18 protein-coding genes are annotated in these 23,443 nt (G+C 70.3%); 13 read left to right on the plus strand and 5 right to left on the minus strand.

The genetic code is table 11. The features are described from left to right. Positions 1-36: 36 nt before the first annotated feature. From ACWCXX_RS14385 to ACWCXX_RS14395, 3 genes are all read left to right on the plus strand, one after another. On the plus strand, positions 37-846 hold the full coding sequence (locus ACWCXX_RS14385) for a GNAT family N-acetyltransferase (protein WP_451126928.1): 810 nt from the start codon (positions 37-39) through the stop codon (positions 844-846). A gap of 80 nt (positions 847-926) precedes the next feature. Next, the gene (locus ACWCXX_RS14390) at positions 927-2,825 is read left to right on the plus strand and encodes an IucA/IucC family protein (protein ID WP_451126930.1); all 1,899 of its coding nucleotides are present in this window, start codon (positions 927-929) and stop codon (positions 2,823-2,825) included. Between the two features lie 50 nt (positions 2,826-2,875). Further along, a complete protein-coding gene (locus ACWCXX_RS14395; RefSeq protein ID WP_451126932.1) occupies positions 2,876-4,846 on the plus strand; it encodes an ATP-dependent DNA helicase in 1,971 nt (656 codons plus the stop codon). Positions 4,847-5,121: 275 nt separating this feature from the next. Here the strand turns inward: ACWCXX_RS14395 and lexA are convergent, their stop codons facing one another. Then, on the minus strand, positions 5,122-5,916 hold the full coding sequence (gene lexA / locus ACWCXX_RS14400; RefSeq protein WP_283854428.1) for a transcriptional repressor LexA: 795 nt from the start codon (positions 5,914-5,916) through the stop codon (positions 5,122-5,124). A 547-nt stretch (positions 5,917-6,463) separates the two neighbouring features. On the opposite strand from lexA, the gene nrdR reads away from it, so the two are divergent. The 3 genes from nrdR (at position 6,464) to ACWCXX_RS14415 (ending at position 11,108) form a co-directional block, all read left to right on the plus strand. Continuing rightward, positions 6,464-6,976: a transcriptional regulator NrdR gene (gene nrdR, locus ACWCXX_RS14405; RefSeq protein ID WP_402340412.1), complete on the plus strand. Its 513-nt coding sequence runs from the start codon at positions 6,464-6,466 to the stop codon at positions 6,974-6,976. A 159-nt stretch (positions 6,977-7,135) separates the two neighbouring features. Continuing rightward, positions 7,136-10,030 carry a vitamin B12-dependent ribonucleotide reductase gene (locus ACWCXX_RS14410; RefSeq protein ID WP_451126935.1) on the plus strand — a complete coding sequence of 965 codons (2,895 nt, stop codon included), beginning with the start codon at positions 7,136-7,138 and terminating at the stop codon, positions 10,028-10,030. A gap of 316 nt (positions 10,031-10,346) precedes the next feature. Beyond that, the gene (locus ACWCXX_RS14415) at positions 10,347-11,108 is read left to right on the plus strand and encodes a GNAT family N-acetyltransferase (RefSeq protein WP_451126937.1); all 762 of its coding nucleotides are present in this window, start codon (positions 10,347-10,349) and stop codon (positions 11,106-11,108) included. A 132-nt stretch (positions 11,109-11,240) separates the two neighbouring features. Here the strand turns inward: ACWCXX_RS14415 and ACWCXX_RS14420 are convergent, their stop codons facing one another. Then, on the minus strand, positions 11,241-11,777 hold the full coding sequence (locus tag ACWCXX_RS14420) for a TerD family protein (RefSeq protein ID WP_451126939.1): 537 nt from the start codon (positions 11,775-11,777) through the stop codon (positions 11,241-11,243). Positions 11,778-11,946: 169 nt separating this feature from the next. On the opposite strand from ACWCXX_RS14420, the gene ACWCXX_RS14425 reads away from it, so the two are divergent. Further along, positions 11,947-12,552: a YdbC family protein gene (locus ACWCXX_RS14425; protein ID WP_451126940.1), complete on the plus strand. Its 606-nt coding sequence runs from the start codon at positions 11,947-11,949 to the stop codon at positions 12,550-12,552. A gap of 58 nt (positions 12,553-12,610) precedes the next feature. Here ACWCXX_RS14425 and ACWCXX_RS14430 read toward each other — a convergent pair whose 3' ends face one another. Beyond that, complete coding sequence (locus ACWCXX_RS14430; RefSeq protein ID WP_451127102.1) at positions 12,611-13,294, minus strand: TetR/AcrR family transcriptional regulator; 684 nt, start codon at positions 13,292-13,294, stop codon at positions 12,611-12,613. Between the two features lie 188 nt (positions 13,295-13,482). Between ACWCXX_RS14430 and ACWCXX_RS14435 the strand changes: the two genes are divergently transcribed. The 6 genes from ACWCXX_RS14435 (at position 13,483) to ACWCXX_RS14460 (ending at position 20,251) form a co-directional block, all read left to right on the plus strand. Further along, positions 13,483-15,093 (plus strand): ABC-F family ATP-binding cassette domain-containing protein, encoded by a 1,611-nt coding sequence (locus ACWCXX_RS14435; RefSeq protein ID WP_451126942.1) that lies wholly within the window; start codon positions 13,483-13,485, stop codon positions 15,091-15,093. A gap of 25 nt (positions 15,094-15,118) precedes the next feature. Further along, positions 15,119-15,778 carry a histidine phosphatase family protein gene (locus tag ACWCXX_RS14440; RefSeq protein WP_451126944.1) on the plus strand — a complete coding sequence of 220 codons (660 nt, stop codon included), beginning with the start codon at positions 15,119-15,121 and terminating at the stop codon, positions 15,776-15,778. A gap of 12 nt (positions 15,779-15,790) precedes the next feature. After that, positions 15,791-16,711: an ADP-ribosylglycohydrolase family protein gene (locus tag ACWCXX_RS14445; RefSeq protein ID WP_451126946.1), complete on the plus strand. Its 921-nt coding sequence runs from the start codon at positions 15,791-15,793 to the stop codon at positions 16,709-16,711. A 218-nt stretch (positions 16,712-16,929) separates the two neighbouring features. Then, a complete protein-coding gene (locus ACWCXX_RS14450) occupies positions 16,930-18,663 on the plus strand; it encodes a DUF4153 domain-containing protein (protein ID WP_451126948.1) in 1,734 nt (577 codons plus the stop codon). Between the two features lie 202 nt (positions 18,664-18,865). Continuing rightward, positions 18,866-19,576, plus strand: coding sequence for a ribonuclease HII (locus tag ACWCXX_RS14455; protein WP_451126950.1), 711 nt, complete (start codon positions 18,866-18,868; stop codon positions 19,574-19,576). Between the two features lie 60 nt (positions 19,577-19,636). Continuing rightward, positions 19,637-20,251, plus strand: coding sequence for a hypothetical protein (locus ACWCXX_RS14460; protein WP_451126951.1), 615 nt, complete (start codon positions 19,637-19,639; stop codon positions 20,249-20,251). A 65-nt stretch (positions 20,252-20,316) separates the two neighbouring features. Here ACWCXX_RS14460 and ACWCXX_RS14465 read toward each other — a convergent pair whose 3' ends face one another. After that, entirely contained in the window at positions 20,317-20,946 is a 630-nt protein-coding gene (locus ACWCXX_RS14465) for a hypothetical protein (RefSeq protein ID WP_451126953.1), read from the minus strand. A 218-nt stretch (positions 20,947-21,164) separates the two neighbouring features. Then, on the minus strand, positions 21,165-23,336 hold the full coding sequence (locus ACWCXX_RS14470; RefSeq protein WP_451126955.1) for a RecQ family ATP-dependent DNA helicase: 2,172 nt from the start codon (positions 23,334-23,336) through the stop codon (positions 21,165-21,167). Positions 23,337-23,443 lie beyond the last annotated feature (107 nt).

A 23,443-nucleotide genomic window follows, 5' to 3' on the forward strand; every position in this document is an offset into this window, starting at 1 on the left:
GACCATCGCCTGAACCGCCGAGAGGAGAGCGACACCGTGGCTCCCGCCGATGCACACGCCGACGCGGGCCCCGTTTCCGCCGACCAGGCCGACACGGGCGCCGAGGACACCTTGGACCTGCCGCTCTCCGGAGAACTCCTCAATCTGTTCGGGGAGGACACACCGGCCACCGCGACCTCGTCCCCGCCACCGGCGCCGGACGCGCCCGCGTCGTCCCGAACGGACGGCGCGGGCGCGTCGGTTTCCCGGCCGGCCGCGAGCGGGGAGGGCTCGTCCGACCTGCTCGACCACCCGGCCGACTGGCGGCCGGTCACCACCCCGGCCGGAGTGTTCCAGCTCGTCCCGGTGCGCCTGGAGCGCGACCTCACCGTGCTGAGCCGCTGGATGAACGACCCCGCCGTCGCGGCCTTCTGGGAACTCGCCGGACCGGAGACCGTCACGGCCGACCACCTCCGCCCCCAGATCGAGGGCGACGGACGCAGCGTCCCGTGCCTGGGCGTGCTTGCGGGCGTCCCCATGAGCTACTGGGAGATCTACCGCGCGGACCTCGACCCGCTGGCTCGCCACTACCCCGCACGACCGCACGACACCGGAATCCACCTGCTCATCGGCGGCGTCGACAACCGCGGACGCGGCATCGGCACCACCCTGCTGCGGGCCGTCTCCGACCTCGTGCTCGACAACCGTCCGCAGTGCGCGCGGGTCGTCGCGGAACCCGACCTGCGCAACACCCCGTCGGTCTCCGCCTTCCTGAGCGCAGGATTCCGTTTCTCCGCCGAACTCGAACTTCCCGACAAGCGGGCCGCCCTGATGGTCCGCGACCGTGCCCACCGTGCCCACCTGTGAACGACCATGCCCACCTGTGAACGAACTGCCGCACAACTCATACCGCCCGAACCCCATCGGTTCCGTCCCGAGGAGTTACCGTGCCGAAATATCCCACGAGCCATGATTCAGCGGAGTCCGTCGAACTGCTCAGCACGCCGGAACTGAACCGGACGGTCTGGGACAGGGCCGCCGCCCGGCTGCTCGCGAAGATGCTCGGCGAATTCGCCTACGAGGAACTCGTCGAGCCGGTCGCCCGGGAGGGCGGGGACGACATCTACACCCTCGGGCTCGACGACGGCGCCACCCTCGCCTTCAGGGCCCGCCGGGGCGTGTACGACAGCTGGCGGGTCGACCCCGAGTCGATCGTCGAGACGCGCGGGAGCGTCCCGGGAGACCCGGCGGACGCGGACCGCGCCCCGGACGCGCCCGGCGCACCGCCGGGGAACGGAGAGACCGGCCCCGTCCCGTTCCGGGACCCGCTGCGGTTCCTCGTACGGGCCCGCCACCTCCTGGACATCGACGGCGCCACCCTCGGCCACCTCATCCGAGAGATCACCACCACCCTCACCGCCGACGCCCGGCTCGACCACACCGCGCTCCCCGCGGCCCGGCTGGCCGAACTCGACTACGCCGAGCTGGAAGGACACCAGACCGGCCACCCCTGGCTCGTCGCCAACAAGGGCCGCCTCGGCCTCTCCGCCGCCGACGCCTCCCGCCACACCCCCGAGGCCCGCAACCCGGTCCGGCTCCCGTGGATCGCGGTCTCCACACGGATCGCCGCCTACCGCGGGACGGACGCCCTGGCCGATCCCGAGCGGCTGTACACCCGGGAACTCGATCCGGCGGTCCGCGACTCCTTCGCCGCTGCGCTGCGCGGCCGGGGCCTCGATCCGGACGGCTACCTCTTCCTCCCCGTGCACCCCTGGCAGTGGGACGAATGGATCGTCCCGGTCTTCGCCCCCGCCATCGCCGCCGACGACATCGTGCCGCTCCCCGCCGACCCGGACCTCCGGCTCCCGCAGCAGTCCATCCGCACCTTCTCCAACGTGACCCGCACCGACCGGCACACCGTCAAGCTGCCCCTGTCGATCCTCAACACGCTGGTCTGGCGGGGACTGCCGACCGAACGCACCCTCGCGGCCCCCGCCGTCACCACCTGGGTCCAGGGCCTGCGCGACCAGGACGCCTTCCTCCGTGACACCTGCGGGGTCGTCCTGCTCGGCGAGGTCGCCTCCGTCACGGTCGAGCACCCGCTCTACGACCGCCTCCCCGAGGCCCCGTACCAGTTCAAGGAGATCCTCGGCGCGATCTGGCGCGAACCCCTCCAGCCCCGGCTCGCACCGGGCGAGCGGGCCCGGACCCTCGCCTCGCTGCTGCACACCGACTCGCGGGGGCGCGCCTTCACCGCGGAGCTCGTCGCCCGCTCCGGACTCACTCCCACCGCCTGGCTGACCCGGCTGTTCGCCGCGCTGCTCCCGCCGCTGCTGCACTTCCTCTACCGCTACGGCACGGTCTTCTCCCCGCACGGCGAGAACGCCATCGTCGTCTTCGACGACCGGGACGTGCCGGTGCGCCTGGCGATCAAGGACTTCGTGGACGACGTGAACATCAGCGCCCAGCCGCTGCCGGAGCACGAGTCGATGCCCGAGGACGTGCGCCGCATCCTGCTCACCGAGGAACCCTCCTTCCTCACCCAGTTCATCCAGTCCGGACTGTTCGTCGGGGTGTTCCGTTTCCTGTCCCCGCTGTGCGAGGAACAGCTGGGTGTCCCGGAGGCCGATTTCTGGTCACTCGTCCGGGCCGAGATCCTGCGGTACCACGCCCGCTTCCCCGAGCTGAAGGAGCGGTTCGAGGTGTTCGACCTCCTCGTCCCCCGGATCGAGCGGCTCTGCCTCAACCGCAACCGCCTGCACGTCGACGGGTACCGGGACCGCCCCGAACGCCCGCACGCCGCCATCCACGGGACCGTTCCCAATCCGCTGCACCCCTCCTCCTGAGGCCGGGAGTGATCGCCGTTGTCAGTGGTGCCCCGTAGGGTGGTCGGGCTATGACGAAGCCATCCCTCCCCGATCTCCTGCACGCCGCCGTGACCGCCGTCGGCGGTACGGAAAGGCCGGGCCAGGCCGCCATGGCCGAGGCCGTCGCCGAGGCCGTCGACGACAATTCCCATCTGCTCGTCCAGGCCGGCACCGGCACCGGCAAGTCCCTCGGCTACCTGGTGCCCGCGCTGGCGCACGGGGAGCGCGTCGTGGTGGCCACGGCGACCCTGGCGCTGCAGCGGCAGCTCGTGGAGCGAGACCTTCCGCGTACGGTCGACGCCCTGCACCCGCTGCTGCGCCGACGCCCCCAGTTCGCCATGCTCAAGGGCCGCTCGAACTACCTCTGTCTGCACCGGCTCCACGAAGGGGTGCCGCAGGACGAGGAGGAGGGGCTCTTCGACCAGTTCGAGGCCGCGGCCCCGTCGAGCAAGCTCGGCCAGGACCTGCTGCGGCTGCGGGACTGGTCCGACGAGACCGAGTCCGGCGATCGTGACGACCTGACCCCCGGCGTCTCCGACCGTGCCTGGGCCCAGGTCTCGGTCTCCTCCCGTGAATGCCTCGGTGCGAGCAAGTGCGCGTACGGCGCGGAGTGCTTCGCCGAGCTGGCCCGTGAGCGGGCCAAGCTCGCCGACGTCGTCGTCACCAATCACGCCCTTCTCGCCATCGACGCCATCGAGGGCGCCCCCGTGCTCCCGCAGCACGAGGTGCTGATCGTCGACGAGGCCCACGAACTGGTCTCCCGGGTCACCGGAGTGGCCACCGGCGAACTCACCCCGGGTCAGGTCAACCGAGCCGTGCGCCGGGCGGCGAAGCTGGTCAACGAGAAGGCGGCCGACGCCCTGCAGACCGCGTCGGAAGGGTTCGAGCGGGTGATGGAGCTGGCGCTCCCCGGCCGCCTGGAGGAGGTTCCCGAGGACCTCGGCTACGCACTGCTGGCGCTCCGCGACGCCGCGCGCACGGTGATCTCGGCGCTGGGAGCCACCCGGGACAAGTCCGTCCAGGACGAGGACGCCGTCCGCAAGCAGGCGCTGGCGTCGGTGGAGACGATCCACGGCGTCGCCGAGCGGATCACCCAGGGCTCGGAGTACGACGTCGTCTGGTACGAGCGCCACGACCGTTTCGGCGCTTCCCTGCGGGTCGCCCCGCTCTCCGTGTCGGGGCTGCTGCGCGAGAAGCTCTTCACCGAACGGTCCGTCGTCCTCACCTCGGCCACGCTCAAGCTCGGCGGGGATTTCAACGGGGTGGGGGCCTCGCTGGGGCTCGCCCCCGAGGGCACCGCGGGCGACGACCTCCCGCAGTGGAAGGGGCTGGACGTCGGCTCCCCGTTCGACTACCCGAAGCAGGGCATCCTGTACGTCGCCCGGCATCTGGCCACTCCGGGGCGGGAGGCGTCCCGCCCCGACATGCTGGACGAGCTCGCCGAGCTGGTGGAGGCGGCCGGTGGGCGCACCCTCGGGCTGTTCTCGTCCATGCGGGCGGCCCAGGCCGCAGCCGAGGAGCTGCGGGGCCGACTGGACAAGCCGATTCTGCTGCAGGGCGAGGAGACGCTCGGTGAGCTGATCAAGAATTTCGCGGCCGATGCGGAGACCTGCCTCTTCGGCACGCTGTCGCTATGGCAGGGCGTCGATGTGCCGGGGGCCAGCTGTCAGCTGGTGGTCATGGACCGGATCCCGTTCCCGCGCCCCGACGATCCGCTGATGAGCGCCCGCCAGAAGGCGGTCGAGGAGGCGGGAGGCAACGGGTTCATGGCGGTCGCGGCGACGCATGCCGCGTTGCTGATGGCCCAGGGTGCCGGTCGGCTCGTACGGGCCACGGGAGACAAGGGGGTGGTCGCGGTACTCGATCCGCGTCTGGCCAACGCCCGGTACGGCAGCTATCTGCGCGCCTCGCTGCCCGACTTCTGGTACACAACCGACCGCAACCAGGCGCGCCGCTCACTCGCGGCGATCGATGCGGCGGCCAAGGCCGACGGCAAGTAGGCCGGACCGGGGCCGAGGGCGAGCAGACCCGACCGGGCGGGGCGACGGCGAGCAGGCCCCGCCCGGGGCGGTCGGGCACGGGCACCCGGACGCGAGGGACCGGAGCACCTGGTGGAGTACAAGACGAGACCGTAGTGCAGGCGGGCCGGAGTGCCTGGAGCGCGGGACCGGAGTGCGGGCGGCGGTGGAGTGCCTGGAGCACGGGAATCGGGGCATGGGCAGGGCCCCGGGATCGGCGCAGTGGATCCCGGGGCCCGGTCGGAGCGGGTGGGCCGTCACACCCGCCGCAGCACTGCCACCACCTTGCCGAGGATCGTCGCCTCGTCGCCCGGGATCGGCTGGTACGCGGAGTTGTGCGGGAGCAGCCACACGTGGCCGTCCTCCCGCTTGAAGCGCTTGACCGTGGCCTCGCCGTCCAGCATGGCGGCCACGATGTCGCCGTTCTCCGCGACGGGCTGGCGGCGCACGGTGACCCAGTCGCCGTCGCAGATCGCCGCCTCGATCATCGAGTCACCGACGACCTTGAGTACGAACAGCTCTCCGTCCCCGACCAGTTGGCGGGGGAGAGGGAAGACGTCCTCGACCGACTCCTCGGCGAGGATCGGGCCACCGGCCGCGATCCGGCCGACCAGCGGTACGTACGACGCCGCGGGCTTGCCGGTCGTGTCGGTGGGCTGCGAGCTGGGCTGGTCCGAACCGCGGACCTCGTACGCACGCGGGCGATGGGGGTCGCGACGCAGGAATCCCTTGCGCTCCAGGGCCATCAGCTGATGGGCGACGGAGGACGTGCTGGACAGGCCCACCGCCTGGCCGATCTCCCGCATCGAGGGCGGGTACCCGCGCCGCTGCACGGAGTCCCGGATCACCTCGATCACCCGCCGCTGCCGGTCCGTGAGCCCCGAGCTGTCCGCCCGGATTCCGGGAGGTCGACCGGGCAAGGAGCGCGCTGGGCGCGCGGGCTCTGGCCCCTCCATGTTCGTGACTGAGTCATTCATGGCATGCACCGGCTCGAATCGGCTCTGGGAGCGGTCCTGGACGGTGATGGTGGCGCTGTCTGCGGTGGTGGTCACGTCGGCCCCTCTCGAATGGTCTCCCTGGCTGGACAACGGTAGTAGCTTTCGAAAGGTTGCGCCAAACACACGTTCGAGTGAAAAACGAATAAAAGTCTGTCCAGTGCTCACTGCTGGGTGTATGAGCGATGGTCGGCTGTCGTGATCCGCCATCGTCGGGCCGGTCGGTGCTCCGGGCGGTTCGCGGCAGGGGGTGCCGGTGCGTTGCCGTCGTGCGGAGAGGGCGGCGAGACGGTCGCTGGGAGGGTTCCGGGTCGTTGTCGGGGTCCGACAGTGGGAGCCCCGCGATCCTGGCCGCCCCGTCGTTCCCGTACCCTCGTCCACGGCCGTACGCTGCCTGCCGATCGCTCGTGATGCGCGACACGCGGTAGGGCCGGATGTGCAACCAAACCCAAGATCTAGTGGTTGGATTGCCTCGGCCGCCCAGAAGTTGTGGTCCCCGGTCTGCCGGGGGTGCGGCCATCGCCTATGCTTGTCACTGCTTCGAGGGGCCCCTGCGGGCCCTGGAGAGGCTATTCAGTCGTGCTGTGAAGGAGGGTTGGGAGCCATGCACTGCCCCTTCTGCAGGCACCCCGACAGCCGGGTCGTCGACAGTCGCACCACCGATGACGGCACGTCCATCCGACGCCGCCGCCAGTGCCCCGACTGCTCCCGCCGTTTCACCACGGTGGAGACCTGCTCGCTGATGGTGGTGAAGCGCAGCGGCGTGACCGAGCCCTTCAGTCGCACCAAGGTCATCTCCGGCGTGCGCAAGGCGTGCCAGGGCCGACCGGTCACCGAGGACGCCCTCGCCAAGCTCGGCCAGCGTGTCGAGGAGGCGGTGCGCGCCACCGGCAGTGCCGAGCTGACCACGCACGACGTGGGCCTGGCCATCCTCGGCCCCCTGCAGGAACTCGACCTCGTCGCGTACCTGCGCTTCGCGTCCGTGTACCGGGCGTTCGACACGCTCGAAGACTTCGAGGCCGCCATCGCGGAACTCCGTGAGCAGCGGCCTCCCGCGAAAGAACGCGGGAAGGGCGAGGCCCCCGCGGTCCCCGTTCCCGCCGTCGCCGCCGACTAGAGCGGCGCAGGCCTGCCGGCACGGGTCCGTGGACCGGCGGCAGGGCGGCTTCATGAACCTGCTTCGGGCGCTGTGCGGTGCCCGAAGCATCAGAGACAGACTGTGCCCCGGGAAGTTCTGGGCACTTCAGGGCGTTTTTGCCCACATATGGGAGGCGGCATGACAGAGACGGCGAGCGGCCCGGCACGAGGTTCCCGCGCCAAGGGAGCCAAGGCGAGCAAGGGTCTGCGCATCGAGCGCATCCACACCACCCCCGGCGTACATCCGTACGACGAGGTGACGTGGGAGCGCCGTGACGTCGTCATGACCAACTGGCGCGACGGCTCGATCAACTTCGAGCAGCGTGGCGTCGAGTTCCCCGACTTCTGGTCGGTGAACGCGGTCAACATCGTCACCAGCAAGTACTTCCGCGGGGCGGTCGGCACCCCGCAGCGCGAGACCGGTCTGAAGCAGCTCATCGACCGGATCGTGAAGACGTACCGCAAGGCCGGCGAGGACCACGGCTACTTCGCCTCTCCCGCAGACGCCGAGATCTTCGAGCACGAGCTGGCGTACGCCCTCCTGCACCAGATCTTCAGCTTCAACTCGCCGGTCTGGTTCAACGTCGGCACGCCCCAGCCGCAGCAGGTCTCCGCCTGCTTCATCCTGTCCGTCGACGACTCCATGGAGTCGATCCTCGACTGGTACAAGGAAGAGGGCATGATCTTCAAGGGCGGCTCCGGCGCCGGCCTGAACCTCTCCCGTATCCGCTCCTCCAAGGAGCTGCTCTCCTCCGGCGGCAACGCCTCCGGCCCGGTCTCCTTCATGCGTGGCGCCGACGCCTCCGCCGGAACGATCAAGTCCGGTGGCGCCACCCGACGCGCGGCCAAGATGGTCATCCTCGACGTCGACCACCCCGACATCGAGAACTTCATCGAGACCAAGGTCAAGGAGGAGGAGAAGATCCGCGCCCTGCGCGACGCGGGCTTCGACATGGACCTGGGCGGCGACGACATCACGTCGGTCCAGTACCAGAACGCCAACAACTCGGTCCGGGTGAACGACGAGTTCATGAAGGCCGTGGAGTCCGGCGGCAAGTTCGGGCTGCGCGCCCGGATGACCGGCGAGGTCATCGAGGAGGTCGAGGCCAAGTCCCTCTTCCGCAAGATGGCGGAGGCTGCCTGGGCGTGCGCCGACCCGGGCATCCAGTACGACGACACGATCAACCAGTGGCACACCTGCCCGGAGTCCGGCCGGATCAACGGCTCGAACCCCTGCAGCGAGTACATGCACCTGGACAACACCTCGTGCAACCTCGCCTCGCTGAACCTGATGAAGTTCCTCAAGGACGACGGCAAGGGCAACCAGTCCTTCGAGTCCGAGCGCTTCGCCAAGGTCGTCGAGCTGGTCATCACCGCGATGGACATCTCCATCTGCTTCGCGGACTTCCCGACCCAGAAGATCGGCGAGAACACCCGCGCCTTCCGCCAGCTGGGCATCGGTTACGCCAACCTCGGCGCCCTGCTGATGGCGACCGGCCACGCCTACGACAGCGACGGCGGCCGTGCCCTCGCCGGTGCCATCACCTCGCTGATGACCGGCACCTCGTACAAGCGCTCCGCCGAACTCGCCGCGGTCGTCGGCCCGTACGACGGCTACGCCCGCAACGCCGAGCCGCACCAGCGCGTCATGAAGCAGCACGCCGACGCCAACGCCGCGGCCGTCCGCATGGACGACCTGGACAACCCGATCTGGGCCGCCGCGACGGAGGCCTGGCAGGACGTGATCCGCCTCGGCGCGAAGAACGGTTTCCGCAACTCGCAGGCCTCGGTCATCGCGCCCACCGGCACCATCGGTCTCGCGATGTCCTGCGACACCACCGGCCTCGAGCCCGACCTCGCCCTGGTCAAGTTCAAGAAGCTGGTCGGCGGCGGCTCGATGCAGATCGTGAACGGCACCGTCCCGCAGGCCCTGCGCCGCCTGGGCTACCAGGAGGAGCAGATCGAGGCGATCGTCGCCCACATCGCCGAGCACGGCAACGTGATCGACGCCCCCGGTCTGAAGACCGAGCACTACGAGGTCTTCGACTGCGCCATGGGCGAGCGTTCCATCTCCGCGATGGGCCACGTGCGCATGATGGCCGCGATCCAGCCGTGGATCTCCGGCGCCCTCTCCAAGACGGTGAACCTGCCGGAGTCGGCCACCGTCGAGGACGTCGAGGAGGTCTACTTCGAGGCGTGGAAGATGGGTGTCAAGGCACTCGCGATCTACCGCGACAACTGCAAGGTCGGCCAGCCCCTCTCCGCGAAGACCAAGGAGAAGGAGAAGGCCGAGGTCACGGCCAAGGCCGAGGAGACCATCCGTACCGCGGTCGAGAAGGTCGTCGAGTACCGCCCGGTCCGCAAGCGCCTCCCCAAGGGCCGCCCCGGCATCACCACCTCCTTCACGGTGGGTGGCGCGGAGGGCTACATGACCGCCAATTCCTACCCGGACGACGGTCTCGGCGAGGTCTTCCTGAAGATGTCCAAGCAGGGTTCGACCCTCGCAGGAATGATGGACGCCTTCTCCATCGCCGTCTCGGTCGGTCTGCAGTACGGCGTTCCGCTGGAGACGTACGTCTCGAAGTTCACCAACATGCGCTTCGAGCCGGCCGGCATGACGGACGACCCGGACGTGCGGATGGCGCAGTCGATCGTCGACTACATCTTCCGCCGCCTCGCGCTGGACTTCCTGCCCTTCGAGACCCGCTCCGCCCTGGGCATCCACTCGGCCGAGGAGCGTCAGCGCCACCTCGACACCGGTTCGTACGAACCCTCCCTGGAGGAGGAAGAGCTGGACGTCGAGGGCCTGGCCCAGTCCGCGCCGCTGCGGACGGAGCCGCTGAAGGCGGTGGCCGTCGTGCAGGAGGCCGAGAAGCCCGCCCCGAAGACCGCGCACACCTCGGCGGAACTCGTCGAGATGCAGCTGGGCATCAGCGCGGACGCGCCGCTCTGCTTCTCCTGCGGTACGAAGATGCAGCGCGCCGGGTCCTGCTACATCTGCGAGGGCTGCGGCTCGACCAGCGGTTGCAGCTGAAACCGGGTGTGATCGGGTCCGACACGGCGTTGAACGGCTGCCGTTGAGGACACCGAACCGCACATGAGAGAGGGTGTCGGCCGTGGGCCGGCACCCTCCCCGGCGTTCCGGACCCGCAAGGGCCCGGGGGCCGTGCCCTCGGTGCGTCGGAGCCGCACGGAATGCGCCACCGACCTCCGGCGGACATGGCCGGGGGCGGGGATCCCGGCAGCGAAGCGGCCTGGGACGCCTGGGACGTCCGAGGCGGCCTGGGACGCGTTCTCCCCGCAGAACAATTCGAAGGTGCTTGTGGCCCACGGTTGCGTAGGGTCCCCCCATGCCGAACCCCGAACTCCAGCGGGCCATAGCTTTCCTGACCGACTTCGCCCGCCGTCAGGCCGCACGTGTCGACGAACTCCAAGGCGGATTCGCTGCACTTGACGGCGCATTCGCCCGTTCCCGCGCAAACAACCAGGTCTTCATCGACAGGGCCGTGGACCCCGAGGCGCTGCCCGCCATCGCGGAGGAGGCGCTGGGGCATCTGCCCCACCGCATGATCTCCGTCCTCGACGACGGCGTCGCGACGGCGTGCGCGGAGCCGCTGATCAGGGCCGGATACACCCACTCCACCTGTCTGCTCATGCTGCACGCGGGGCCGGTGCCGGCCGGCGGGCCCGCGGAGGAGGTGGGCCTCGACGAGATACGCGCTCCGCTCGCCCGGCAGTGGCGGGAATTCCTCCCGGCAGTGGACGACGAGGGCATACGCCAGCTCGTCGACCGACGCGAGGCCCGTCGGCGCGGAGCCGACGTGGTGCGTTTCATCGGCGCCCGGACGGAGGAGGGCGAGGTCGCCTCGTGGGCCGACCTCTATCTGGACCCGGCGACCGGCACGGCCCAGATCGAGGACCTGGTCACCTCGAAGGCCCACCTCGGGCGTGGTTACGCCGACGCCGTCCTGACCACCGCCCTGCGCTCGGCCGCCGCCGAGGGTTGCGGCACCCGCTTCCTGTCGGCCGACGCGGAGGACTGGCCGCGTCACTGGTACGAGCGCCGCGGCTTCTCCGTCATCGGCCGCACGCACTGCTTCGAACGCGGCTGATCGCGGGACGATCCGGACGGGGAAGCGGCTGCACGGCGGCTCGCAGTGCGAAGGGGGCCGTTCGGTGGCCGGTCCCCTTCGGCACGCCGGTCGTCGTCCCGCTCGCCGCCCTCTTCCGTGTGCCGTGACGCGTCAGGCTCCGGGCGTACGGCTTCCCATCGCACCGGCGAACGAGTCGGGGTCCCCGTCGAAGCCGCGGACCATGCTGCGGAACTCCCAGGCACCGGAGGCGCCGCGGACGAATTCGGCAATGGTCGCCGCGGTGGCGGCACCGACCGAGGAGAAGTCGTCCTCCGCCAGGTTCGTGTAGCCCTCCCGGACCTGGACACCGGTGTTCGGTATGTCGGCGAACGCCTTGCGGCCGTCGCGCTGCTGGATGGCGACCCCGACGACGACCCGGGTGTACGTGGGCGACAACCGGTTCAGCTCCAGCGTCATCACCTCGTCGAAACCGAAGCCCTGACCGGTCCTGCTGTCGCGGTTGAGGTTGATGGTGCCGTCCGGTGAACGACTGTCGAAGTGCACCAGATACGCGGGGCTGCCGTACGGCGCGTCCGCGAGGTACGTCGCCGCGATGATGTCGAGGTCATGGGCAGGGGTGCCCGAAGGACTGGGATCCCATTTGAGCCTGACTTCGACCTTCTCGATGTCCTTGTTGGGCGTGCTCATCGGACCTGCCTCCCTGGCTTGCCGCCGGGCCGTCGGTTCGTTCGTTCCACCCGATCATGTCCGTAACGGGCCGCGGATCCAACCGGCTTGGCCTTCGATGGCGGAATCGGGCCACTGCCGCTTCGCAGGAGGGTGACTCGTGCCACGCCCGGCGCCGTACGATGGCGCGGTGCTGGTCAAGTGGATTCGTTGCACCGTGATGGACCGTCGAGGCTTTGAACGGGGGCAGCGGAAGTGGGCGGAGCTGCTGGGCGAGCCCGGATTCAGGGGGCAGGGCGGCGGGTGGAGCCGGGAGCGCCCGGACGTGGCGCACGTCTTCGCCTTCTGGGAGAACCGTGTCTTCTACGACTCGTTCATGGCGCGTGCGCACGACAACCTGGCAGCCGCGCAGTCGGGTACGTACAGCAGTATCCAGGTCAAGCTGTTCGAGTACCGCTTCGATGTGAAGACCGGTTTTGAGCCGCGTTTCACCGACGCGGACGTCATCAGGGTGGCGCACAGCAAGGTGCGCGAAGACCGGGTGGAGCACTTCGCTTTGATGCAGGAACGGGTATGGAATCCGGCGATGGCCGGATCGCCCGGCATGCTGCGGGGGGTCTTCGGCGAGGCACCGGGGCACGAGTTCCTCGTGCTGTCCATGTGGCAGTCGAGCGCCGAGCGGGGCAAGTACCGGGCGGGGAGCATCGAGCGGCTGTCGCAACGGGCGCAGACCGAGGACGATGTCGCGGCGCTGGCGGGAGACGTCGTGCAACTCGAACCCTCCTGGACGGTGTGATCGGTCGGTGTGGAGGGCCCGGCCGGGACGGTTGCCTGCGCACGGCACGAGCAGCCGATCAGGCAGGCCCAGCCGGGGTGTTGGCGTTTTTCGGGGCCGTTCCGGTGTCGAAGATTCCGGCTCGGGCGGCCGCCAGTGCCGCGGCGGCACACCGGTCGGCCAACTCCCCGTCGACGGGCTCGCGAGTGATGAACAGTCTGAGGAACAGCGGTGACACGACGGCTCTGACGAGCGCCCCCGCGTCCGTGTCCCGGTCCAGCTCGTGCCGGGACACAGCGCGTACGACGATGGCCTCGCAACGTGCGAACCGCTCCGCGTAGAAGGCGTTCAGCGCCTCCGCGGCGCGCCGGGACTGGAACGCCGCGGCGATGAAGGCGGTCGGCGCGGCCGCCGTGGCGGGGGCGGTGAAGGATTCGGCCGTCGTGTGCGCCAGCGCGCGCAGGTCTCCTTCCAGGCTTCCGGTGTCGGGCGGCGCCCAACTGTCCTCTCCGGCCAGGTCGAGGGCGTCGGCGACCAGCCCTTCGACGTTTCCCCAGCGCCGGTAGAGGGTCGTCTTGTGGATGCCGGCGTGCTCCGCGACGTATTCGACGGTCAGGCCCGGGTATCCGTGTTCCACCAGTCCGGTGAGGACGGCATCCCGGACCGCCGCCCGGGTCCGGGCGGTGCGACCGCCCGGACGGCGGGTGCCGGGGGCGAGCGGAGTCGCCGATGTTTCGACCGACGGGTCATTTCCTTGCTCAATCAATTGCTACTCCAGTTGCGTTAGTGGATTTCAGTGTGCCACACTTGCCCTAATGCGACAACGGTAGCGTTTGCTTGTGCTTGCCGGGCCCGCTCGTCAGCAGCCCCGGTCGTCCCCGGTCGACGACTGCTGTCGCTCCTTGTCCCCAGATCGACTTGTTTCCTCGACGGCCGAGTCCGGAGGCGCTCTTGCCCACGCAGATCTCATTGCGCGATGTGTCCATGTCCCGAGGTGAAAGGCTGTTGCTCGACGATGTCTCGCTGACCGTGCGCCCCGGCGAACGGATCGGCATCGTTGGGGAGAACGGCGCGGGGAAGACGACCCTGCTCCGTCTGCTCGCGGGTCTCGAACGACCCGATTCCGGAAGCGCGTTCACCGCTGCCGACGGTGGCACGGGCCTGCTGGCCCAGACGCCGCGACTGCCGCCCGACAGCGCGGTCCAGGACGTGATCGACGACGCCCTCGCCGAACTGCGCACGATGGAACGGCGGTTGCGTGAGGCCGAGGCGGATCTCGGTACGGCCGACCAGGCAGCGCTCGTCGCCTACGGGGACCTGCTCACCGAGTTCGAGTCGTGCGGCGGATACGAGGCGGACGCGCGCGTCGACAAGGCGATGCACGGTCTCGGTCTCGCCCACATAGGAACGGACAGAAGGCTCGGCAGCCTTTCCGGTGGCGAGCAGGCACGGCTCGGCCTCGCCTGCCTGATCGCGGCGAGCCCCGAGGTGATGCTGCTCGACGAACCCACCAACCACTTGGACGGGACGGCTCTCGACTGGCTGGAGAGCGCCCTGCTGGCACACACCGGCACGGTGCTCGCGGTCTCCCACGACCGGGTCTTCCTGGAACGGGTGGCCACGGCGGTGCTGGAGGTCGACGCCGACCGGCGCACGGTCGTGCGCTACGGGGGCGGCTACCCGGGATTCCGGGCCGAACAGGACGCCGCACGGCAACGCTGGGAACAGTCCTACGCACAGTGGTGCGAGGAAACCGCGCGGCTGGAGGAGTACACGGCGACCACCGCCCATGGCGTCGCGGCCGGCCGCGCCATCAAGGACAACAACAAGATGGCCTACGACCGGGCCGGGGGCCGGGTCCAGGCCTCGGTGTCCGGCCGGATCCGCAACGCCGAGAAGCGCCTGGAGCGGCTGAGGGCGCAGCCGGTCCCCAGACCGCCCGAACCGCTGCGCTTCACCGCCCTGCCCGCCGCCGGTACGACCGAGGGCGAGCTCGTCTCGCTGACGGAGGTACGCGTCGGCGACCGGCTCGCGATCGACCGGCTCTCCGTGGCGGCGACCGACAGGGTCCTGATCCACGGCGGCAACGGCGTGGGGAAATCCACCCTGCTCCGTGTCATGGCGGGTGTACTCGAACCGGACGCGGGGCGTGTGGTCCGGCGGGGCCGGATCGGCTACCTCGCACAGGAGGTGCCGGTGAACCGCCCGGCGGAGCGCGTACTCGCGACATTCGGCCGAGGACTGCCCCTCACCGAGGACGAGCAGGCGGAACTGCTGCTCTCGTACGGACTGTTCCGCCCCCGGGACCTCCGGATACCGGTCGGATCGCTCTCCGCCGGGCAGCGCAGACGGCTCGCCCTCGCCCGCCTGCTGGCCCGGCCCGCTGACCTGCTGCTGTTCGACGAGCCCGCGAACCACCTGGCGCTCGGCCTCGTGCAGGAGCTGGAAGAGGCACTGGCCCACTGGCGGGGCGCGCTGGTCGTCGTCTCCCACGACCGGTTGCTGCGCCGTCGCTTCACCGGCAACATCCGTCGGATGGAGTCCGGACAACTGCTCGAATGAGCTGTGCTCGATCTAGGGTCGGTACATGGCACGACCGCAACGCATCGTCCTCGTTCGGCACGGGGAGTCCGAGGGCAACGCAGACGACACGGTGTACGAACGCGTTCCGGACCACGCGCTGAGGCTCACCGCGACAGGGCTGCGGCAGGCCAGGGAGACCGGTCTGCGGCTGCGCGAGATGTTCGAGGGCGAGCGCGTCAGCGTGTACATCTCGCCCTACCGCCGCACCCATGAAACCTTCCGGGCCTTCGGCCTCGATCTCGAACGGGTAAGGGTGCGGGAGGAACCGCGGCTGCGGGAGCAGGACTGGGGCAACTGGCAGGACCGGGACGACGTGCGTCTGCAGAAGGCGTACCGCGACGCGTACGGTCACTTTTTCTACCGCTTCGCACAGGGGGAGTCCGGAGCCGATGTGTACGACCGGGTCGGTGCTTTTCTGGAGAGCCTGTACCGGAGCTTCGAAGCCCCCGACCATCCGGAGAACGTCCTGCTCGTCACGCACGGACTGACCATGCGTCTGTTCTGCATGCGTTGGTTCCACTGGTCGGTGGCCGAGTTCGAGTCGCTGTCCAACCCGGGCAACGGGGAGACCCGGACACTGATACTCGGCGAGGACGGGCGCTACACCCTCGACCGGCCTTTCGATCGCTGGAGAACCCCTGAGCCCTACGGCATCACCGGATAGAGTGGATGGGCGATGACAACCGCCGACTCTGCTTCCGACCAACGTTTCGCACGAGCCCTCGCCAGCCTGCACGGACTGGCCGTGGGAGACGCACTGGGCTCCCAGTTCTTTGTCCCCGTCAACTATCCGTTGCTGAAGCAACGCGAAATCCCGCCGGGCCCCTGGCAATGGACGGACGACACCGAGATGGCCGCTTCGGTGCTGGCCGTGCTGGGGGAGCACCAACGGATCGACCAGGACGCGCTGGCCCGTTCCTTCGCCGAGCACCACGATTTCGACCGGGGATACGGCCCCGCCGTGAACCGCATGCTCAGGCTGGTCCGCGAAGGCGGCGACTGGCGGGAGCTGGCATCCGTGCTGTTCCAGGGCCAGGGATCCTGGGGCAACGGCTCGGCGATGCGTATCGCACCGCTCGGCGCCTGGTACGCGGACGACCCGGAGCAGGCCACCCACCAGGCCGAGATCTCCTCCTACACCACGCACCAGCACCGCGAGGCGGTCGTGGGTGCGATGGCGGTCGCGGCGGCGGCCTCCCTGGCGGCGGCAACCACCGGCCCGCCCACCCCGGCGGACCTGCTCGACGGTGTGATCGCCCTCGTGCCGCGCAGCGCGGTGGGCGCCGGACTGCGCAGAGCCCGCGACATGCTCGACTACGACGACGTCGGCACCGTCGCGGCGGTCCTCGGCAACGGCCGACGCACCAGCGCACACGACACCGTCCCGTTCGCCCTCTGGTCGGCGGCACGGAGCCTCGGCGACTTCGAGCAGGCGTTCTGGGTGACGGCCCAGGCGGGCGGAGACGTCGACACCACCTGCGCGATCGTCGGCGGGATCGTCGCAGCGGGCAAGGCCGGCGCACCGCCCGCCGACTGGTCGGCACAGACGGAGGAACTGCCGGACTGGCTCCCGAGCCGACGCGGCGACGCCACCTGAACCACCGACGCGTGAGGCGCCGCCCCGGCGCCGTCCGTCTGTCACGGTACTGCCACAGCCCTTCGCCTCCTGCCGGAAGCGTCACGAGGAGGGGCTACTCTTTCGGCCACGCCGCCGTCGATGATCATTTGTCGCGCGTGCGCCGAATCGAGACGCCGGGGTGCCCCAGCAGCCGCCCTGCGGGCGGTGCGTGCGGACCTCGGCAGGGGAGGGGTCCCATGTTCGATCACACGCCAGGAACCGCCAGGCCGGAAGACACCCCCGAGCTGTCCGAATCATCGGAACGGGGCGGAACGTCCGAACAGGCCGCGCCGGTGAAGACTCCGCAGTCGGAGCCCCGCGGCGAAGCTCCCGAGCCGCCGAAGACACCGGCGTACGCCCAACCGGGCAGACGGCAGCCACCACCCAGCCACTGGCAGCCGCACAGACCCCAGGAATCCGTACTGGCGCGGCTGCGCCCGGCCGAGCCCGCCGCCGTCCACGGCGCGACACTCTGCTCCGTCGTTGTCACGGCGCTGCTGAGCGCCCTGCTGCTGGGGGACGGCCTCGGAACGAATCTGCTGATCGTCGCCGTTCCCGCCTCGCTCGGGGCCTTCTTCGCCGCGCGGGCGGCCGGCCGCCGCCTCCGCCCGTGGACCGCCTGCTGGGCGGTCGGCGGACTGGCACTCCTCGTGGTGCCCGCCCTCAGGGATGCCGGATGGCCCGTGTTCCTCGCTGTCGTCTCGGCCATCGCACTCGGCTCGCTCGCCCTGCACGGAAGCCGCAGCTGGCTCGGGGTGTTCCTCGGCTCATTGGGCCTGCTCAGTTCCATAGCCGACGGGTTGGCCTGGGGCGGACGGGGTGTGCGCGCCAGACTCGAGGATTCCCGGGGTCGACTGGGCGTCGTCCTTCGCAGCGCCGGGGTCGCGGTCGTTCTGCTCGTCGTGTTCGGGGCGCTGTTCGCCAGTGCCGACGCCGCCTTCGCCGATGTGCTCGGCGGACTGATGCCCGATGTGTCGGTGGGTGGCAGCCCCTGGCGGGTACTCCTCTTCGTCACCGGCCTGATCGGTGCGCTCGCCGCCGCGTACACCGCGGCCGCCCCGGTGCGCTGGGACGGCATCACCGTCCGTCGGGGCAAGGCGCGCGGGCGGCTGGAATGGGCCCTGCCCCTCGTCGTGCTGAACCTGCTGTTCGCCGTCTTCATCGCCATTCAGCTCACCGTGCTGCTCGGCGGATACGACAAGGTGATGGCCGAGACGAATCTCAGCTATGCCCAATACGCCCGCCAGGGCTTCTGGCAGCTTCTCTGGGCGACACTGCTCACACTGCTGGTCATCGCGCTCGCCCTGCGCTGGGCCCCGCGCGGGCGGGAAGGCGACCGCACGCTCGTCCGGAGCGTGCTCGGCGTGCTGTGCCTGCTCACCCTCACCGTCGTGGCCTCCGCACTGAGGCGGATGGACCTGTATGTCGAGGCGTACGGGCTGACACGGCTGCGGATATCCGTGGCCGCGATTGAACTCTGGCTCGGTGTGGTGATCGTCCTGATCCTGGCCGCCGGGGTGTTCGGCGCCCGCATGCTGCCGCGCGCCGTCGCGGTCAGCGCCGCCGTCGCCGTCCTCACGTTCGGACTGATCTCGCCGGACGGGCTGATCGCGGAGCAGAACGTCCAGCGCTACCGCGACGACCGCTCCATCGACATCGCCTACCTCCGAGGCCTGTCGGCCGATGCCGTACCGGCCCTGGACGCGCTGCCCGAACCACTGCGCTCCTGTGCACTCATGGACATCGATCGGTCGCTGCGTTCCGACGACGCGGCCTGGTACGCCACCGACTGGGGCGAGGCACGGGCCCGGGACATCCTGAGGAAGAAGCCGGTCTCGGACAACCCGGTGCAGTCCTGCACGGCCTCGCGCACGGGCGGCGAAGACGGCGAACCCGGCGTCGACCAGTACGACCCCTACGACCCGTACTGACCGGCACGGCCCACGCGTTCGGGCCGTGCCGGCCGAGGATCCCGAGGTGGCGGCGCCGCACCGCACGGTCACGACCCGACACACGTGCCGTGCTCTCACGGACGTACCGCCACCCGTTCCGCGGGCCCTCGTGCGGTTCCGGCGACCGACGGGCGCCCCGGGGTGTTGTCGGCGTCGCCATCGGCGTACGCTGACAGGCGCCATGCCGTACGAACCACCCACGCACACCGTCGAGCGCTCACTGCGCGCCACCACCGGTGCCAAGATCGTCGCCGGTGTCGATGAGGTCGGACGCGGAGCGTGGGCGGGACCGGTCACCGTGTGCGCGGCCGTCACCGGCCTTCGCAGACCTCCCGCCGGGCTCACCGACTCCAAGCTGATCAGCCCCAAGCGCCGCGCGGAGCTGGCACCGTTGCTGGAGCACTGGGTCACCGCTTTCGGTCTCGGCGACGCTTCTCCCCAGGAGATCGACGAGCTCGGGATGACCGCCGCACTGCGCCTGGCCGCTGTACGTGCCCTCGACGTACTGCCGGTCCGGCCGGACGCGGTGATCCTCGACGGCAAGCACGACTACCTGGGAGCGCCCTGGCAGGTCCGCACCGTGATCAAGGGCGATCAGTCCTGCATCGCGGTCGCGGCTGCTTCGGTGATCGCGAAGGTCCGCCGGGACACGATGATGGCCGAACTGGGCGCGGAATCCGGCGAGTACGCCGACTTCGCCTTCGGCACCAACGCCGGTTACCCGTCGCCCGCACACAGGGCCGCGCTGGAGGAGTGGGGGCCCACGCCCCACCACCGCCTCTCGTGGTCCTACCTCGACGCGTTGCCCAGGTGGCAGCACCTCAAGAAAGCCCGTTTCTCCGCCGAGGCGGCTGCACTGGAAAGCGGGGGCCAGCTCGGCTTCGACTTCTGATCGCGCATCTGCACCCACCCGCCGACGCCCCGCGCGTCGGCGTTTGATAGACAACCACCCATGCCTCTCATCCCCGAGGAGCCTCAGATTCACGAGAGCGCCCAGGGTCCCCGCGCCACTCCGGCCTCCGGCCGCACCGCGTCGACCCCTCGTCCCGTACCCGGCCCGCGTTCAGCGGCCACGCCGCGCCCCGGTCGTCCCGGGCCCGGCCCCGCGAGGCCCGCGCCCCCGGCGCAGCGCCCGCACCCCACTCCCGCTCGGCCTCAGGCGGGTCGGCAGGAGAATCGTTCCGCGCCGCAGATCCAACTGATCCCCGCCCCGGCGGCCGGTGCTCTCGACGCCGCCGACGAAGCGGTGGACCTGCTGCTCGAATCCGGCCGTGCGCCGGGCGACATCCTGGTGCTCACCACCGGGGAGCAGCACCCGTGGGCCGCGCACGAACTCTCCTTCGGCGAAGCCGCCTACTGGGCGCAGCACGAGGCGGGCGACGACGTCTTCTTCGTCGGCGTCGCGGCCGCGGACCGGGTGAAGGCCCGCCCCGTGGTGATCGTCGCCGTCAACGGGGACGGCGAGGTCGCGCGTGCGCTGAACGACGCACGGGAACGTGCCGGAGCACTGCTGATCGTCTGCGGGGACCCGCAGCGGATCAACGCGGTTCTCGGCGCCGGTGTCTGATCCGTAGGACACCCGGAACCATGGTGGCCCGACTGCCCGGCAGGGTGGTCGGGCCCGCCCCTCGGTCAGCGGGCGGCGGTGCGCCGCAGGGCCTGTACCGCGCCGCCACCGGTGCGCAGCGGGGAAGGGTCGGGACCGAGCGACGCGTCGGCGAGAGCGGGCGGCTGGGACGTGGAGTTGGGACGGCGCCCGCCCCGGCCCTCGCCCAGCACCTGCCAACCGCCGCGGGTCAGTGTGATGTACGCGCCGCAGCGCAGCCCGTGCAGGGTGCAGGCGTCACGCAGGCCCCACATCCAGGCTCCGTCCTCCTCCGTCCAACGCTCGTCGCCCTCACGGCAGTAGAGCAGTACCGCGGTACGGACGGGGGTGCGGCGGCGGAGGTCGTGCGGGATCACCCGGCGCAGATGCGCCAGCAGCGCGTTGCGGAACTCCCAGCCGTCCGCGGCTGTGGGGCGGCGGGTGAACGAAGCGCTGGCCGTGAGGCGTTCCTCATGGTCGAGCACGGCCACGACGGCGGTCGTCGGGGTCGGACTGTGCCGGGCGTGCAAGCCGCTGACGACCTCGCGGGGGCTGCGCAGCAACGGTATTCCCGCTTCGGCCCACTCGGCTGGCTCGAGCATCCTGGCAAGGCGGTTGGCGGAGTCGGCGGATGCCGACATCGAAGTGGCTGCGGACGGAGCGAATCCGAAGGTCACGGTCCTCCCTTCACATACGTGCCCATGGTGCGGGCAGGGTCGAGTGAGGGCGCACCGCAGCACAACCCTTCCGGGCCGCGAAAGGGACTGCGCGGGGAGCGAGACCAATTCTTCCTGGCGTACCGGCGGGCGGCAACGAGCAATTGGCGCAGGTGACGGTAATCAGCCGGAATGACTCTGATATCCCTGCCCACGCCGGGCTCGAACGACGTCCCCCGTCACGCCTGAACGGCGAGGACCAGCGGAAACACACCCTCGGCCCCGGACCGCCGCAGCAGCCGTGCCGCCACCGCCAGGGTCCAGCCGGTGTCCGCGAGATCGTCCACAAGCAGCACGGGCCCGCCTGCCGAGGCCAGCGTTTCGGCCAGACCGGGCTCCACGACCAGCGCCTCGTGCAGGGCCCGGACCCGTTGTGCGCTGTTGGTCCGGGAGATCCGCAGGTCCGTTGCGCCCGGCGCATAGGTGACGCTGCCGAGCAGTGGCATCCGGCCGATCTCGGCGATACGGCCGCCCAGGGACTGGATGAGCCGTGGCTTGCTCTGCGAGGCGACAGTGACCACCCCGACCGGTCTGGGGGCGGCGTCCGCGGCCCCCGAGGCCCAGCCCCCGGGCCCCTTGGCCCAGTCGGCCAGCACACTCACCACGGCGTTCGCCACATCGTCCGGCACGGGGGCGTCCGGGGCCTGGGGCGCCAGCATCGGGCGCAGCCGGTTGCCCCAGCCGATGTCGGAGAGCCGCCCCAGAGCGCGGCCGGTGAACGACACCTCTCCTGCGGGAATGCGTCCCTTGAGGTCGACACCCACGGCCGCAAGGCCGGTCGGCCACATCTTGCGGGGCTCCATCTCCACGCCGGGCCTGCTCAGTTCGCCCCGCGCGCCGTCGAGGGCCACGCCGGACACCCGGTCGTCGAAGCGGGCTCCCGCGCAGTTGTCGCAGCGTCCGCAGGCAGCCGCCTCCTCGTCGTCCAGCCGACGGCGCAGGAACTCCATCCGGCAGCCCGTCGTCGTCGCGTACTCGCGCATCGCCTGCTGCTCGGCGGACCGTTGGCGGGCCACCCACGCGTAGCGTTCGGAGTCGTACACCCAGGGCTCACCGGTGGCGATCCAGCCGCCCTTGACGCGTTTGACGGCTCCGTCGACGTCGAGCACCTTGAGCATGGTCTCCAGCCGGGTGCGCCGAAGGTCGACCAACGGCTCCAGGGCGGGGAGCGAGAGCGGACGGCCGGCGTGGGCGAGGGCGTCGATCGTCCGCCGCACCTGCTCCTCCGGAGGAAAGGCGACCGACGCGAAGTACTCCCAGATCGCTTCGTCCTCCTTGCCCGGCAGGAGCAGTACCTCTGCGTGCTCGACACCACGCCCCGCACGCCCCACCTGCTGGTAATAGGCGATGGGGGAGGAGGGCGAGCCGAGGTGGACGACGAATCCGAGGTCGGGCTTGTCGAACCCCATGCCCAGCGCGGACGTCGCCACGAGGGCCTTGACCCGGTTGGCCAGGAGGTCGTCCTCCGCCTGCTGGCGGTCGGCGTTCTCGGTGCGACCGGTGTAGGACGCCACCGTGTGCCCGCACTGACGCAGATACGCGGTGACCTCCTCGGCGGCGGCGACCGTCAGGGTGTAGATGATCCCCGAGCCGGGGAGTTCCTTCAGGTGATCGCCCAGCCAGGCCAACCGGTGCGCGGCGTTCGGCAGTTGCAGGACACCGAGACTGAGGCTCTCCCGGTCCAGGGAACCACGGAGCACGAGCGCGTCGGTGCCCGCGCCGGTGCCCAACTGCTCCGCCACGTCCGCGGTCACCCGGGCGTTCGCCGTCGCGGTGGTCGCCAGGACGGGCACACCGGCGGGCAGGTCGGCCAGCATGGTCCGCAGACGCCGGTAGTCGGGCCGGAAATCGTGACCCCAGTCGGAAATGCAGTGCGCCTCGTCGACCACGAGCAACCCGGTGGCGGCGGCGAGCCGGGGCAGCACCTGGTCCCGGAAATCGGGATTGTTGAGCCGCTCGGGGCTGACCAGCAACACGTCCACCTCGCCGGCCGCCACCTCGGCCTGCACGGTCTCCCACTCCTCGGTGTTGGAGGAATTGATCGTGCGGGCGCTGATTCCGGCTCGGGCCGCTGCCGCGACCTGGTTGCGCATCAACGCGAGCAGCGGCGAGACGATCACGGTCGGCCCGCCGCCCTGCGCGCGGATCAGCGATGTCGCGACGAAGTACACGGCGGACTTGCCCCACCCGGTTCGCTGGACGACCAGGGCCCGGCGCCTGTCGGCGACGAGCGCCTCGATGGCCAGCCACTGGTCCTCCCGCAGCCGTGCAGTGCCTGAAGGATCACCGACGAGTCGGGCGAGTACGGAATCGGCCGAGGCCCTGAGGTCTGCACGGGTTGCATGGGTCATGCCCCCATGCAACCCGATGGCTACGACAAACCGCGAACGGTCGCCCCCGCCTGTGGAAAAAGTTATCCACAGGGGTCGCGGAATTCTGCCGCTCGCGGGACGGTCAT

The organism is Streptomyces sp. NPDC001732 (genome assembly GCF_053596315.1).